This is a genomic window from Lysinibacillus sp. NPDC086135, from assembly GCF_044746345.1.
Taxonomy (GTDB): domain Bacteria; phylum Bacillota; class Bacilli; order Bacillales_A; family Planococcaceae; genus Lysinibacillus.
Window position 1 is genome coordinate 37118 of sequence record NZ_JBIVCA010000023.1, and the last position, 15409, is coordinate 52526.

At 35.9% G+C, this 15409-nt stretch carries 15 protein-coding genes and 4 pseudogenes; 16 read left to right on the forward strand and 3 right to left on the reverse strand.

All coding sequences use genetic code 11. The features are described 5' to 3' along the window. Window positions 1-8: 8 nt before the first annotated feature. From ACIPKN_RS22970 to ACIPKN_RS22985, 4 genes are all read left to right on the forward strand, one after another. The gene (locus ACIPKN_RS22970; protein ID WP_400940573.1) at window positions 9-383 is read left to right on the forward strand and encodes a DUF423 domain-containing protein; all 375 of its coding nucleotides are present in this window, start codon (window positions 9-11) and stop codon (window positions 381-383) included. Between the two features lie 406 nt (window positions 384-789). Further along, complete coding sequence (locus ACIPKN_RS22975; RefSeq protein WP_400940576.1) at window positions 790-2106, forward strand: SPFH domain-containing protein; 1317 nt, start codon at window positions 790-792, stop codon at window positions 2104-2106. Between the two features lie 14 nt (window positions 2107-2120). Beyond that, a complete protein-coding gene (locus ACIPKN_RS22980) occupies window positions 2121-3224 on the forward strand; it encodes a TFIIB-type zinc ribbon-containing protein (protein ID WP_400940695.1) in 1104 nt (367 codons plus the stop codon). A 478-nt stretch (window positions 3225-3702) separates the two neighbouring features. Further along, window positions 3703-4908, forward strand: a complete 1206-nt coding sequence (locus ACIPKN_RS22985) for an EAL domain-containing protein (protein WP_142510640.1) — start codon at window positions 3703-3705, stop codon at window positions 4906-4908. An 89-nt stretch (window positions 4909-4997) separates the two neighbouring features. Here ACIPKN_RS22985 and ACIPKN_RS22990 read toward each other — a convergent pair. Further along, window positions 4998-5273: pseudogene (locus ACIPKN_RS22990) on the reverse strand (tyrosine-type recombinase/integrase); the annotation flags it as partial. Between the two features lie 405 nt (window positions 5274-5678). On the opposite strand from ACIPKN_RS22990, the gene ACIPKN_RS22995 reads away from it, so the two are divergent. From ACIPKN_RS22995 to ACIPKN_RS23035, 9 genes and pseudogenes are all read left to right on the forward strand, one after another. Next, complete coding sequence (locus ACIPKN_RS22995) at window positions 5679-5918, forward strand: hypothetical protein (RefSeq protein WP_323655395.1); 240 nt, start codon at window positions 5679-5681, stop codon at window positions 5916-5918. Window positions 5919-6094: 176 nt separating this feature from the next. After that, window positions 6095-6259 (forward strand): hypothetical protein, encoded by a 165-nt coding sequence (locus tag ACIPKN_RS23000; protein WP_400940581.1) that lies wholly within the window; start codon window positions 6095-6097, stop codon window positions 6257-6259. Window positions 6260-6395: 136 nt separating this feature from the next. After that, a complete protein-coding gene (locus ACIPKN_RS23005; protein WP_400940584.1) occupies window positions 6396-6596 on the forward strand; it encodes a hypothetical protein in 201 nt (66 codons plus the stop codon). A 225-nt stretch (window positions 6597-6821) separates the two neighbouring features. Further along, window positions 6822-7145, forward strand: a pseudogene (locus tag ACIPKN_RS23010) (terminase small subunit); the annotation flags it as partial. Continuing rightward, window positions 7132-7308: pseudogene (locus ACIPKN_RS23015) on the forward strand (PBSX family phage terminase large subunit); the annotation flags it as partial. The pseudogenes ACIPKN_RS23010 and ACIPKN_RS23015, both read left to right, overlap by 14 nt. Before the next feature lie 13 nt (window positions 7309-7321). Next, window positions 7322-7600: a hypothetical protein gene (locus ACIPKN_RS23020; RefSeq protein WP_400940587.1), complete on the forward strand. Its 279-nt coding sequence runs from the start codon at window positions 7322-7324 to the stop codon at window positions 7598-7600. Between the two features lie 404 nt (window positions 7601-8004). Then, window positions 8005-8334: a BLB8/JUQZ-1 family protein gene (locus ACIPKN_RS23025; protein WP_400940590.1), complete on the forward strand. Its 330-nt coding sequence runs from the start codon at window positions 8005-8007 to the stop codon at window positions 8332-8334. A gap of 153 nt (window positions 8335-8487) precedes the next feature. Continuing rightward, window positions 8488-8685 (forward strand): transcriptional regulator, encoded by a 198-nt coding sequence (locus ACIPKN_RS23030; RefSeq protein ID WP_400940593.1) that lies wholly within the window; start codon window positions 8488-8490, stop codon window positions 8683-8685. Beyond that, window positions 8682-9032: a YhjD family protein gene (locus tag ACIPKN_RS23035; RefSeq protein ID WP_400940595.1), complete on the forward strand. Its 351-nt coding sequence runs from the start codon at window positions 8682-8684 to the stop codon at window positions 9030-9032. Before ACIPKN_RS23030 ends, ACIPKN_RS23035 begins: the two co-directional genes overlap by 4 nt. A gap of 475 nt (window positions 9033-9507) precedes the next feature. Here ACIPKN_RS23035 and ACIPKN_RS23040 read toward each other — a convergent pair whose 3' ends face one another. Continuing rightward, window positions 9508-11511 (reverse strand): YhgE/Pip family protein, encoded by a 2004-nt coding sequence (locus ACIPKN_RS23040; protein ID WP_400940597.1) that lies wholly within the window; start codon window positions 11509-11511, stop codon window positions 9508-9510. 121 nt (window positions 11512-11632) lie between these two features. On the opposite strand from ACIPKN_RS23040, the pseudogene ACIPKN_RS23045 reads away from it, so the two are divergent. Continuing rightward, a pseudogene (locus ACIPKN_RS23045) lies at window positions 11633-12522 on the forward strand (LysR family transcriptional regulator). 361 nt (window positions 12523-12883) lie between these two features. Here ACIPKN_RS23045 and ACIPKN_RS23050 read toward each other — a convergent pair. After that, a complete protein-coding gene (locus tag ACIPKN_RS23050) occupies window positions 12884-13222 on the reverse strand; it encodes a hypothetical protein (protein ID WP_400940600.1) in 339 nt (112 codons plus the stop codon). A gap of 451 nt (window positions 13223-13673) precedes the next feature. Between ACIPKN_RS23050 and ACIPKN_RS23055 the strand changes: the two genes are divergently transcribed. Together ACIPKN_RS23055 and arr are read left to right on the forward strand one after the other, a co-directional pair. Then, a complete protein-coding gene (locus tag ACIPKN_RS23055) occupies window positions 13674-14345 on the forward strand; it encodes a CPBP family intramembrane glutamic endopeptidase (RefSeq protein WP_400940603.1) in 672 nt (223 codons plus the stop codon). Window positions 14346-14676: 331 nt separating this feature from the next. Continuing rightward, window positions 14677-15093, forward strand: a complete 417-nt coding sequence (gene arr, locus ACIPKN_RS23060; RefSeq protein WP_400940606.1) for an NAD(+)--rifampin ADP-ribosyltransferase — start codon at window positions 14677-14679, stop codon at window positions 15091-15093. Window positions 15094-15409 lie beyond the last annotated feature (316 nt).

Genomic DNA, 15409 nt, shown 5'->3' on the forward strand with positions numbered 1-15409 from the left:
AATCATATATGGAACTTTTATTGGCAATCGGTGCAATTATGGCTTGTCTTGGTGTCGTGTTAGGCGCTTTTGGAGCGCATGCACTAAAAGATAAATTTGCGTCACCACACTATGCAGCCATTTGGGAGACTGCGGTGCAATACCATATGTATCATGCATTAGGCTTACTAGGGCTTGGGATTTTATCGAGTGAAGCCCTTTTAGGCGTTTCAAGTATGCTTTCTTGGGCAGGCTATTTAATGTTGGCAGGTATTGTGTTTTTCTCAGGCAGTTTGTATGTATTAGCTGTTACAGGTGTGAAAAAGCTTGGTGCGATTACCCCAATCGGTGGTTTGTTATTTATCGTTGCCTGGGTGCTTGTGGCTATTTCCGCATTATCTTAAGAAACGCTAAGATTCACTAAAAAAACGATATAGTATTTACAATACGATAGAGGTAGTTCCTTTGGAGCTATCTCTTTTTATAGAGAAGTTTAAAAAAAATGAAACAAATTATCCTTTTTATGCGTACTACATAATGATTAGATTATTTATCTATCGGCGAATGTCACTGATTTGGCAAGGAGTTCATTTTAGGTGTTAGCCTAAAATCATCGCGTTCATGAGATAATGGCTAACTGAGCTGCACCGGAAAAAACGCCACATACCTGTGGCAATATCGAAATGACTGGCATCGTGTCGGTCCCCATGCAGGTCTAAGCACAAAGCAGAATCCGGACGCAATTAAGCCGAGGCATAATTGATATGATAAAATAAGTTTTAAGTATATAAGTTGAAGGTGGGAATAAATATGGGTTTATTAAAAGCAGGAATTGGCGCATTAGCAGGTGTTTTAGAAGATCAATGGCGTGAATATTTCTATTGTGAGTCACTGTCAGCGGATGTGCTTGTGGAAAAGGGGCATAAACGTACTTCTAAAAGAGGATCAAATAAAGGCAATGACAACATTATTAGTAATGGCTCTATTATTGCTATCAATGAAGGGCAATGTATGATGATTGTCGAGCAAGGGAAAGTAGTAGAGTTTTCTGCGGAGTCTGGTGAGTATGTTTATGATACATCCACAGAGCCGTCGATAATGTATGGCAATGATTTGTCCGAAGGTATAAAGGAAACATTCAAGCAGATTGGTAAACGCTTCACATTTGGCGGGGAACCTGCAAAGGATCAGCGTGTGTATTATTTTAATAAAAAAGAAATCGTAGGTAATAAATATGGGACACCTGCACCGATTCCTTTCCGTGTGATCGACCGTAATATCGGCCTAGATATTGATATTGCTATTCGTTGCCATGGCGAATATTCATATAAAATTGTCGATCCATTATTATTCTATACAAATGTATGTGGAAACGTTGAACGAGAATTTACAAGAGATGCAATCGATAGCCAATTAAAAACGGAATTGATGACTGCGTTACAGCCGGCCTTCGCACATATTTCAGCAAGCGGGGTACGCTATAGTGAAATTCCTGCACATACGGTTGCTCTAGCAGATGCCCTAAATAAAGTGTTATCAGAGAAGTGGCTAGCAACACGTGGTTTAGCAGTTGTATCATTTGGCGTTAGTTCATTAAAAGCATCTGAAGAAGATGAAGCGATGATTAAACAACTACAACGAAATGCAGTAATGCGTGATCCAGGTATGGCTGCAGCTCATTTAACAGGTGCACAGGCGGAAGCAATGATTGCAGCAGCTAATAATGATGGCGGAGCAATGGCAGGATTTATGGGCATGAACATGGCGACACAAGCGGGCGGTGTTAATGCAGGACAGCTTTACCAAATGAATGAACAAAATAAACAGGCAGCTCAACAAGGACAAACAGCGACGAACTCAGCTACGTGGAAATGTGCATGTGGTAGTGAAAACACGGGTAAATTCTGTTCAAATTGTGGATCACCAAAACCAGCAGAAGAAGGATGGACTTGTACATGTGGTGCTGTCAACAAAGGCAAATTCTGTAGCGAATGTGGTGCTAAAAAACCTTCAGGAGCATTACAATACGTTTGCGATAAATGTGGTTGGCAACCAGAGGATCCTGCAAACCCACCAAAATTCTGTCCAGAGTGTGGCGATGTGTTTGATGAGAATGATGTTAAGTAAGGAGATGACTAATGATGCCAACGCAAGATGCTGAAAATTCTAAACAAGTAAAGCTTGATTTTGACGCTGAGTGTCCATCATGTAGTGCATCCATTGAATTCAACCCAGCAACTGGAAAGCTAACATGTCCTTATTGTGGCTATGAGACTGAAATTGCAGCCCCAGAGAAGCAAGAGGAAAAAGTTGCCCAGGAAATGGATTTTGCAATGGCTGAAGAACGTGGGAATTTTAACTGGGGTGTTGAGAAAAAAACAGTCATTTGCAAATCTTGTGCGGCAGAAACGATTTATGATGCATTACAGGTAGCTGATAGTTGCCCATACTGTGGCTCTAATCAGGTTATGGAGGCTAGTGCTGAAAATACACTAGCCCCGAACGGGGTATGCGCATTTGAAATAACAGATAAGCAAGCGGGAGAGAACTTCCAACGTTGGATTAAGGGAAAATGGTTTACACCGAGAGCAGCAAAAGAGAGTGCAAAGCCTGATTCATTTAAAGGGGTATATCTTCCTTATTGGACTTTTGATACGAAAACAAGCTCAAGGTATTCTGCAAGGTACGGTAGACATCGCACAGTTACAGATAAAGATGGAAATACTCGAACTGAAACAGATTGGTATTCTACAAGTGGTTTTTATCAGGAATTTATAGATGATCATTTAATCAGTGCGACAACACGTTATGATCGTAATATGATGAGAAAAATAGAACCCTTTAATTTACTCAATAATAAAGCCTATAAACCAGAATATGTATCAGGATTTTTATCAGAACGCTACAGTATTGGTTTACAGGATGGATGGAGTCAGGCGAAGAGGGAAATTTCTGATCATCTAAATGCACAAATTACGTCAAAAATACGTTGGGAACATAATGCGGATGTAGTATCCAATTTACATTTCTCAACGACTCATGATGATATTACATACAAATATCTAATGTTGCCGATTTGGCTTTCTTCATTCCGTTACAAAGAGAAAATTTATCGATTTATGGTAAATGGACAAACAGGTCGAGTAGGTGGGGATGCCCCAATTTCACCACTTCGTGTAACAATTGCTGTTATCTTATCTTTAATTGCAATTGCTATTATTTGGTATTTTTTTATGTCAGAATAGTCATGAGCAGTATTCCTGTAGGATATAATCCATACTTTGGAATACTGCTTTTTTACTGGTGTGGGTGAACGGCTGAATAATTTTAGGATATAGGATGAAAACCTTTAATTATCATAGCTTTCATATTGAATTGTTGCATAAGTTATAATGATAAAGGCATTCTGAGGGAGTTTTTTTTACACAGCGATACAGGAAAAACTTTGTGGATGCATATAGAATGACGCTAAATAACAATAAACGTACTTCAGCAACCTATTATGCGAGAAAGTCGTTATTAGTGATGAATTGTCAGAAAAAAATAAATCAGTTAGGTGGAAGTTTGTTAAATTTCCGGACAGATTTTTTCCATAAAATAACGCTATGTGAAGTTGCCAATTTACTTTAAACAAATTATTATACAGTCAGAGAGCTTTTTTCATGTAATAAGCTGTGAATGCAATGTTATTCTTGGATAACATCATGTATGGAGGTTTCGACAATGGATGCAATTGAGGTTTTAACAAATTTAGATCAAATACATGGGTATTTTCAACCTATTTTTAGCGCGGATGCGCATACGGTGATTGCCTACGAAATTTCCGGACAGTTACAAATCGAGGGTCAACAAATTAATTTAAAAGATTTTGTGAATAATGAAGATATTCCAGAAGAGTATCGTATTGACATGGAACATAAAATTCTACATGCTGCATTAGCCAAAGTAGAAGAAATAGGACAGGATATTGATATTTATATTCCTAGTAACCCGAACTTACTGATGCAGGATTTTGGTGAAAGTCATTTTAATATTATTCAACAATATATAAGTGAAGACGATTTACATCGTATTGTATTAGTTGTTTCTGAGCATCGTTTTTTAGGTGATATTCATAAGCTGCACCATGCAGTACGTTACTTTACGACTTTTGGTGTCAAAATTGCCGTTCAGGAAGTGGGAGCGGAGAGTCATTTAGAGCACATTGCTCTATTATCACCACAAATTTTAAAGGTCGATATTCAAGACTTAAATTATGATTCTTGGTCTGCACAGTCTGATATGATATCAGCAATAGGTAGTCTCGCTTATAAAATTGGCGCAAATCTTTTATTTGAAGGAATCGAAACTGTGTATCAATTGCAGTTTGCTTGGAAGAACGGGGGCCGATTTTATCAGGGGCGATACTTGGCAAACCCTGCCATAACATTCGTAGAGAAGGATATTTTAAAGGAACGTTTTAAGGAAGAGTGCCAGCAGTTTATTACCTCTGAAAAGAAAATTCTAGAGGCACAATATTTCGAGTTGAAAAAGCTGAGAGAGGAGCTAGAAGCGATTGTCCATCGTGTCAAACCTTCTAGTGACAACATCACACTTTTAGAGCATTTAGCGCAGCTATTGGATAGTTATTCGTTCCGAGTATACATTTGTAATGAAGATGGCTTCCAACTTTCTCCAAACGTAATGCGTATAGATGGACAGTGGGAATTGCAGCCTAGAGCCATCAATAAAAACTGGAGTTGGCGCCCGTACTTCCTACAAACAATCATTAAAATGCGCAACGATCAAAGTGGAGAAATCTCAGAGCTTTATCGAGATATCGAGACAGGGGAAATTACAAGAACATTTTCTATTGCTATTAATGAGCATGAGTATTTGTTCGTCGATCTTTCGTATGATTACCTATATGAACATAATATATTTAGATAGTTCTATGAATGCCTATACATCAAGGTTTCTGGGGTACAAGAATAACTTGTACCCCACTTTGTACCCCAAATTTGTGTAAAAGAAGAGAATCACTTGAGTTTTATTAATGATGAAAGAATTTTTGTAGCTTTTAATTCTTCATCTTCAAGTGAGTGTGCATATGCTTTCATCACCATTTCAGATGTATCTCCTATTATTTTAGCCACCGTTGTCAGAGCAACACCTTCTGTAATTAAAATACTCATAAAAGTGTGTCTTAATATATGAGCAGAAAATCTTTCAATTTGATGCTTGGTTTTTAGAGCATTGAACATTTTCACGATATAGCTACTACTTATAGGTTCTAAGTTTGAGGTAATAAATACATAATCATCATCTACTAATTCGGAACCTTATATTTCCTTTTATTCCACACACCAAGACTTAAAACTTTATAATTGCTCATCAAGCTCTGCACTTATAATAATAGTCCGAATACTATTTTGAAAAGCAAACCATTTCTATAACTAAAACACGTGATGAATACTAGTGATGGCCTTATCATTTGCTCTTATTTTTTTGAGGTTAGCCTCTTTAAAGCATGAATTGCATACCCATTTCTCCTCAATAGTATTCACCTCAATAAATAAGATGTTACTAGTATAGGAATTTATTGAATAGGACTGGCATGCACTAGTAACCGATAGGGCAAAGTTTGGTGTGGTTTTGAGAGCAAAAAGTTATTACATATTTTCCATCTTTTGGGTTATCATTGGGTGGGAGGTGAGATTATGGATAACTATATTATGGAGTTCCATTTAGATAATGGTGATGAAGTCTCTACACCAGAAATTAAAGCCGATTCATACCAAGAGGTGTATGAAAAATATTTCAACGTCGATAGTGAGACTAGAATGGTAATTATAGAGAAGAATGCAGAAACAATATTCTTCCCTTCTAGCAAAATCAGCAAAATCAATATTATAAACTTAACAGCTGCAGAAAAAGACGTGATTGACAACTGGATATAAAAATTATTTAAACCACTCTCGCGAGTGGTTTTTATTTTGCTTTGAAAAGTGGGTATCGGGCAGTTACTCCCCTTCAGCGCTAGGGCAACGGTACTTACTTTTGAGAGTGAAATAATACCTAAAAATAATAGTGATAAACGGCTATTTTTGTGCTATTTTGTTAATGAGGTGACTTTATGGCGGAAGATATTACAACAAATTTTAAAAATCACGTGAACAGAACAACGCATAATGAGCATGATAGACTTAACAACAAAGCCATGAGTAGTAAAAAAATCACTAAAGAATGTGTGGACAGACTGATTGAGGATATTGATAAAACATTAAAGGCGCCCGAGTGACATCTTTTTTTGTAAACTGCATCAAACAACCAAAACGCTTAGCGATGAGAGGGCAGACTTTGAGGTGGTTTTGAGAGCAAAAAGTTATTACATATATTTCATCCCCTGGTTTATGATTGGTTGGGAGGTGAGAATTATGGAGTTTAAAGTAAGGCTATTATTTAATGATGCACATGCTCATCCAGAAGATATAAATGTTTCTGGTGCTAATGAAAATGATGTAATTGATAAAATAGGAAGTATGATTAAAAATGGAGAGGTTTTTTGTCAGAATGAAGGACAGAATTGGTGCTTAAACATGGCGCAAGTAAGGAAATTCCGTGTTCCATATAATTAAATGTTTTGAAGCATCCACTTAATGTGGGTGTTTTTTATTTTAATTAAAAGATGTTGGAGGTGGTGTTTGTCAGATATGGCTAATTGGGATGAAATTAAACGTGAATACGAAATAACTAACATAACATTAGCTAAACTAGCTGAAAAACATGATGTTCCTTTAGGTACTGTAAAGAGCCAAAAGAGTCGTGATACTAAAAACGGTAATGTTAAGACATACGCATTCAACTATGTTCACTTAAATGAATCTGTTGAGATCGATGGAACACTTATTACTGAGGTAAAGCAGGGGAAAGATGGTGTTAGTTTTAAACTGGCCGACAAGATGAAAGCACTTGAGTTTCTGTCTAAGCATATGGACCTGTTAAATGAGCGCGAATTAAAACAATACCAAGCTGAGAAACTTAAAGCTGAAACAGACTTTGCACAAATGCGTGCTGCTAAATTACGTGGTGACAAGAAAGATACTTCAATGTTGGATGCATTGGTGGAAGGTCGTAAGCAGTTTGAGCAGATGATGAAAGAGCGTGAGCAACATTGCGAAGATTGATATTAAATTCTCTCCTAAACAGCTTGAGGCTATTTATCGTGACTATAATTACACATTCGACGTTCTTGAGGGAACACCACGTTCAGGTAAAACAACAGCCGGACATTTTCGTTATGCTGATTACTTAACTTGGACAAGAGATACGAACCATCTAATCGTTGCGAGGAGGTACAGTAATGGCGGATAAATTAGAAGGACGAGTAATCGTACCAAGTAACAGCAAAGGAAAAGTTCAATTAATTGTGGAAGACAAAAAGGAGAAAATTAAAGTGACAAATACAAATTGGAATCCAGGTTCACCAACTATGCAAACAGAAGCAGAAAACTATATCGCACAGGCTGTAAAGGATGGTATTATCCAAGCCTCACATTTAAAGGATTTACAAAGCGGAGCAATGACGACAGATCGTTTGATTGGGTTGTATATTACAATTCAACAAAGACGTAGTAAATAAGCAATGAGGACCAGTAAAGCTAATTTAGCCGGGCTGGTCTTATTACTTATTACATAATACTAAAGTGACAATTTTGTGAAAATTATTATCTTAGTATATGAACTGAACTTAGAAGAATATCAAGTGTTTTAGTGTGAGTTTCACTAAAAATGTTACTTAAGTTATATAAAAGAATAATATCACGCCAAAATATGACGGTATAAATGGCGTGATTTGGCGTGATTTATTAAATAGGTAACTGAATGTCGCCAGAAAACGGCGGTCATAACGCCAGATATTGGCGTGAAGATTCAATTGAATTTCTATTTTGAGGAATGTTAGGATAATAGTTACTCAAGGGTATTTATTTGCTATAGTAATTTAAATTTATTTTTTACATTACATAAAGAAGGGTGAAAAACAACATGAAAAAATTCAAAAAAATGGTTTTAATTTCTGGCTTAGCATTAACAGTAGTTGCAGCTCCTGTAACTTTAACAGAGCCATCTTCCGCAGCAGAAGTTAATAGTACAGTATCTACTGCTGGTGAATTGATAAATACTGTAAATTTCGGTTTGATTAAGAACAAGTTTCTTGACTTATACGGCTTTACAACAGTAGAAATCAGATCAGGAAACAATGTAGTTAAAATGGTTGGCGAGAAAAGGGTACAAGCAATTAACAGTGGAAATGCTGTTGTATACGCTTATGATATAAAAGGGAACTATGTAATCTATAATATTAATGTAAAATAACTGATGGTTTAAGTGTAAATTATTTAATTTAATAGAGTAGAAACTTCATTGTTGATAAGTCAAAATTTTCGTCTGTTACCTTAATTGGTAATGGGCTTTTTCTATTTTCATTAATTTCCACTTGCTAAAGCACGAACGTTTGTTCTGGTGTAGTTGCAACGTAACCAATTTTTAAATATGATGTACATGGCTAAAGACGGGAATGTGTCAAAAAGACGTATTAAAATCATTAAAATTGTTGGTGATTCGTTTCAAGCTTACTGTTTCCAGAAACAGGCAAAACGTACATTTATGATTGTTAGCGTGTTGGCAGTTGTTCCAATCATTCAAAGAGAGCGTGAAGTAGTATGATAAATGGCGAGCAAAGACAACTTCTTCATAAATTTGTGGTTTATGATATGGCTGTTCAATCATTACAGCGTGACTACGAGGTAATTGAAAACCTTAAAATGAGCAAAGTCTATTTGCCTATACTTGATAATTTACTTAAGGCAATCACTAATGATTACTATAACTTAAAGCGCTTGTTGGCAAAAGATAAAATTAGAGTCGTAAAGTGGGAAAAGAATGTTGAATACTTTAGTGATTTGACCGTTGCCACAGCTGGCGAAGACCTAGTGTTGACGTATGCAAATCAAGCACTGAAAACACAGGTAGAAAAGTTATTAATATGTCACCAAATGACGGGCACTGATTAAAAGAGTGCCTATTTTTTATGCAATGAAAAAAGCCACTCATTTTGTACTGCACCCTAAAAGTTAGACCAAAAATCTAATTTTTGGGGTTCACTACACATAATGAGTGACTTTTCCTAAATTTTATTTATAATTTAAGGTATTAAAAAAGATTCCTTAAGGAAAAAATTCACACCTGCCCGACTTAATTTACTAAAAAAGTTCCGTTTTAGTGGGGTACAAAACAATAAATTTTACTGTACCCAAGATGTACCCCAATTAATTTACCTTTAATACCATTAATGAATGTCGTTCAAATATGCTGTTATTTTTTAAAAAGGCATATATCAACGTTCTAGAAAATTATTAAGGCTTAATAATTTATTGCACATTTATGAACACAATATATTTAGATAGTCTTACAAATGCCTATATATTAAGGTTTATGGGGTACAAGAATAACTTGTACCCCTTTTTTGTGTAAAAAAATCTCAAATTGTTACTTTACAATTTCTACATTGGATGGTTCTCTATGCTGGATATGACTTGAAATCCAGCCGATGATGAACGCGAGTAAAAGATAAATGAGTAATATACATCCTTGGGTGATTAAGTTTGACCATCCACCGAGTGAAACAACTTCCTGGAAGCTTTTTAATGAATGCGCCATCGGTAAAAACCCTCCAATCCTAGCTAACATTGGATTTTCAAGTTCACCTGGGAAAGTTCCACCACAGGTTGCTAATTGAAATACTAAGAGTGTGACGGCTAGTAATTTACCGAGATTCCCAAAGAGTATTATAAGCATCAGGATGAAGGTCATGAAAGTTAAAGATACGATAATACTTGATAGGATGAATAACGGTACACTTGCCACTGTTAATTTAAATCCTAAAAGTACTACGAGGTCCACAATAAGTGTCTGAATTAATCCCACTACATAAACTAATCCAAGTTTATTGATAAAGTGAACAGTACCAGTTACTTTTAGAAGTTCTCTACGTCCTAGCGGCAGGATATTGGCTGCCATAATACCTCCTACAAATAAAGCAAGAGATAAGAAGTAAGGAGCGATGCCAGCTCCATAGTTCGGAACATTAGATAATTCGGATTCTACTAATTCAATTGGTTGCGCAAACATCGTTGAGGTAGAATCGTTGTTTTGAAGATTAGATGTTTTTTCCGCTGCATCATTTAGTTTTGTCGCTAACTCATTTGAGCCAGTTACTAGAGAAGAAAGCCCGTCATGTAGATCCGCTAATCCGCTTGATTCATGACTGATTCCATTAGCGAGAGTTGTGATTCCAGTGTTAAGTGTAGTATAGCCTGTCACCCATTTTGTAAATCCGCTTGCGATTTCAGTCGTACCCTCTTGTAATCGTTTTGCTCCTTCGGTAGCCTGAGTTATTTTATTCCCAAACGTTTCCATGCCAGTTTGAAGTGAGGCTTGTCCAGTAGCGATTTTTTTGGCAGCTACGTCAACCTGTTCTTGGCCAGCTTTTAAAGTAGTTTCTGCCTCGGATAATGCCTTTGATAAAGCCATAATTTGTTGGAATTTTTGGTCCTGTTTCGCTTCGGGATGGTCTTTTACATATTGGGTTAATTGTTCCTCCAAATTCCTAGCTGTACTAGCTGCTTTTTCTTGTCCTTGAACTAACTTTGTATTTCCAATGGACCAGTTTGTAATACCTTGGCTTACTTGACCCATTCCCGATTGTAGGGAGCGTTCGCCTTCCGTAAGTTGTTGTAATCCATTGTGCAAGGAATTAGAACCAGTTGTGAGTGCAGTTACACTATTAGATAAGATTTTTTGTCCGGCTGAAAGTTCCGTGCTACCTGTCTTAAGCTTTTGTGCACCTTCATTTAAACTTTGAATACCATCTGTTAATTTGCTGCTTCCATTTTGTGCGTCAACTAATCCATTATAAAGTTTTTGTGCCCCAGTTCCTGCCTCCGTGAAGCCAGTTGAAACATCCTGGAATTTTGTTAGAATTGTTTCCGAGTAGAACTTTGTAACGTTAGCATTGATTTTTGTTTTCATTTTTTCAATGGCCGTTGTAGTAATTTGTGATGCTACATAGTTTATCCCTGGATTGACTTCATATAAAAGCTGAGCTGGTTTTGGTGTTTTATCCATTACCGTTGTTATGTTTTTAGAAAAATCCTTTGGAATCTTGATGATCATATAATAGTCGCCTGCTTCAAGCCCTTTTTTGGCCGTCTTGGCAGAGACAAATTGAAAATTTAATTCTTTACCTTTCTTCAATTGAGCAACAAAATCATCACCGATGTGAATGGATTCATTATCGATATTAGCACCTTCATCGAGATTAACGACTGCTACGGGAAGCTTATTTAAATGTCCATATGGATCCCAATAGCCTGCTAAAAAAAATCCTGCGTAAATTAAAGGAACAAGAGTAAGGAAGATTAAAGCAATTCTTCCGTGCTTATGTTTCCAAATGGCGACTAAGTCTTGTAATACTAATTGTAATCCTTTCATCAAATATCCTACCTTTCTTTCCTTAAAGAATTATTTCATAATAATCTAATATGTTGATGTTGTATAATACATTAAAAGTTATGTATTATAGATTTGAATCTATGTTAAAAGGGGAATCTACTTGGGACTTTTGCAATTAAAGTACTTTCAAACAGTTGCTCGGCTGGAACATATGACGAAGGCAGCAGAACAACTTCAAATTGCCCAGCCATCTCTTAGTAAAACGATTTCCCGTTTAGAGGAAGATTTAGGAGTGGAATTGTTTGATCGGGAACATCGGAAAATTAGTCTAAATGCAGCTGGGAAGGTTTTTTTAAATCGTGTAGACCGGGCTTTTGCAGAATTAAATGAGGGTCAAAGAGAACTTAATCATTTTATTAACCAAGATCAAAAAAGTATTATATTAGCCGTTACGATTCCAAAAGTGTTACCTGCATTATTAGGTTCATTTTTATCGGAATATCCTGATGTCCGTTTTCAACAGTTTCTAAAGTCTATTTCTTCTATGAAAAAAATGCTATTGGAAGGGGAACTGGATTATTGTATTTCTTCAGTTCCGATTGAAGGAGAAGGCATAAGATGGGAGCCACTCATTACGGAAGAAATATTTTTTAATCGTGCCACCTAATCATAAGTTAGCAGGGAAGGAAAGTGTGAGGCTTGAAGAGGTGAAGGATGAAGCGTTTATTAGCATGAATACAGGATATGGCTTCCGAAACCTAACAGACCAGTATTGTCGAAGCGGGGTTTGTCCAAAATATCGCTTTTGAAGGTGACGAACCCACTGTTATTTCAGACTTAGTTAGGCAAGGATTAGGTGTTGCTTTCGTTTCTGAATTATCATGGGTACCAAAATCGGGGGAGTTTCCGCATAAACTTCGAATAGTTGAACCAGCTTGTCAACGCACTATTGGATTAGCATGGTCCGAAAAGCGCTGCTTTACGCCAATTGCTAAGCAGTTTCGCTTATTTGTTTTAGAATACTTTTCATCAATTTCTAAAATTGATTAAGTAACCTTCTTTATGGTCGTTTTGCCAGTTGGACGTTTCCATTTTCAATTGTTTCCCCAGACTTTGTAGTAATTTTTCTTCTTCAACTCCCATGAAAGAACTTAATCATCTTTCATTTTCTGTGGTGTAGCGCTGGTTTTGCGCTACATGGATGGCTAATGGGTGCGTTAATTAAATTGAGTTGCATAGTCATCTCTTTTTTTCTTTATTGTGTAGCTTTCGAATAAAGTTATGGATGCTTTTCCTGTAGTTGAAAAGTTGGTTTTTATAAAAAAAATTGATCTTTGCATTGTTCCATTAAAGCAGTCAATAAAACATGAAAACGACAAATGTTTTCCGAGTGATTTTTAGCAAATAATGTTTATACCAAAAGGTAGCGAATTAATCCCAATATGGCAAAACAAAATAAAGCTATGCCAGCTCCTATTCCGGTGATTGCACTGCTGGCAACGCCCAATTTTTTTGATCCCCATGGTGATATGATCACAATTGCTATAATGAGTACCGCTAATATATACAAACTGGGGTCTTTAAAGATTTTTACTAACCAGAAAAAGTGAACACCTACGACAAAAGCAACCCACGGAGCAACATAATCCTTTTTTTTACTTCGGATTAACAAGAAAGCACCGAGACCCGCGATAAAAAATTCAGTGTAGAAAACAATTAGGTAGTTATTAAACGTGTCCTTTTCTGACAAAGTAGAGCCGCATCCCAGTGCGTCACGCTTAAGTATACGCCAATCAGGCATACTAACAACGTAATTCCGGAAGCAACCCCGATATACTTGCGCCAATTTTCTCTGGGATTCTCCTGAGCCCACCCAAACCATGCAAAACTAAACATACCTAAAAACGCTGCGTACGTCACATAGTCCCTTATATATTCTGACTCCATATCCACCCACCTTTCTGTTTTATAATTATTATTGGGTATTCTGGCATATACCTTGAAAAGGTTAATTAAGGGGGAACAACGTATAACAAATATGTACGATGCAATTGACATGTTTTTATATTGATTTAGTTGAATTTATGAGATACAAACGGCGGATTTAGCAGTATATTTCAAAGACTGAACGTTAAGGACATGGTATACTTAATTTGGTAAATATTGAAAAATGAAAAAGCCTTGGATTTTAGGAGGTATAAATGGAATTGAAATTAAGTGTTGAAAACAACGTGAAAAATAATGATGTAAAAACAATGACAGGGTTTCTACTCATATTTTATCTTGCGTGGTCAATTAAAGAATTATGGTTAATCGAATACATTTATTCGTTCGGTGAAATAATCTCACCATTAATAGAGGCACTGGTTAAAGGTCTTGTTTGGATTGTTCCAACTTGGTTATACATAAAATATTATTTAATTACTAATCCATTTGACTACTTAAAAATGAACATTAATGTTAAGAAAGGTTTCTTTTGGGGAATATTTCTTTCACTGTTAGTTGGCTTATATTTTGCTATTGAAACTTATATCATTAAGCAGCAATCATTTCAATTTTCATTATCTATTGATGATTACTTAAATGTCTTTCTAATGGCTGGGATTGCTGAAGAAATTGTTTTTAGGGGGTTTATTTTACAAGAGATAAATAAAAAAATGGCCTTTTGGAAAGCAAATGTTATTACCGCTTTATTATTTTTAGTAATACACTTTCCAGTTTGGATTTACAATGATATATTCTTTCATTTTGGGACGCATGCATATGTTTTTATTTTAGGCTTACTCTTTGGATTTGTGTACAAAAAGACTGGTTCATTATGGTCGGTTATAATATTGCACGCACTTCATAACTTTTTCGTTACCATTATTTAATGGGGTGCTTTACTTGAAGATCATTGAATTGCATATGCAGCTCTTTTTTCTTATTGAACTGGCTGGGCAGATTAGTGGAAGAGTTAGCTTGTTCCACTTATAGAAGGCAAGAAATACTCAGGCAAAGAAAAAGATATCTATGAAGCTGGAAAAATGTTCGGACAATTTCATCTCAGTTTACGGCTTTCAAAGAACGTTTGAATACCGTTTACGTCTTACTCTCTACTTATATTATAACCCCATCTGATAATTATTTATAGACTACTTTTTCACCATTCCTTACCTTATACTGTTATACGCAAGTCAAAAAAAGTATAAGGGGTGCTTTTATATGAATGACAAAAAAAATATCTTAGATCCCGGTCCATTCTTTCATGGTACTAAATCAGAACTGAAAATCGGAGACCTACTTGAACCTTTGCACTTATCCAATTATCAGGATAAGAAATCTAACCATATATATTTTACTGCAACATTAGACGCGGCTAAATGGGGTGCTGAGTTAGCAAGATCTAAATCAAAAGAGAGAATTTATATTGTAGAGCCATTAGGTGATTTTGAAAATGATCCGAACTTAACTGACAAACGATTTCCTGGAAACCCAACACGTTCTTATAGGTCCAAATCTCCTTTGAAAATAATAGCTGAATTAAGTTCATGGGAAAGACATTCCGATGAAGAAATAAATCATATGCTTACATCTTTAAAAAAGTTAAGTGAACAAGGACAAAATGTAATATACGATTGATTCTCACTTTACTACAATTCCCGCCAAAGACATGAACTAATGGGGAAATTATAAGAAGGTAACAAGCTGATAGTAGGGAGTAATTTGTAGTACGAATGGGGTGCTTTACTTGAAGAAAATTGGGTTGCGTAAGCAGCTCTTTTTTCTTATTGAACTATCGGAGCAATTTAGTTCAAGATAACAATGATATTGTAGGTGGTGTTTCTATGAATAAATTTATTATTACATCAGGTGCAGTAGTTCTGGATGAACATAAGAGGATTTTATTAAAAAAAGAATTGGGAGTTACCAGGTGGGATTGTAGAAGAAAATGAAA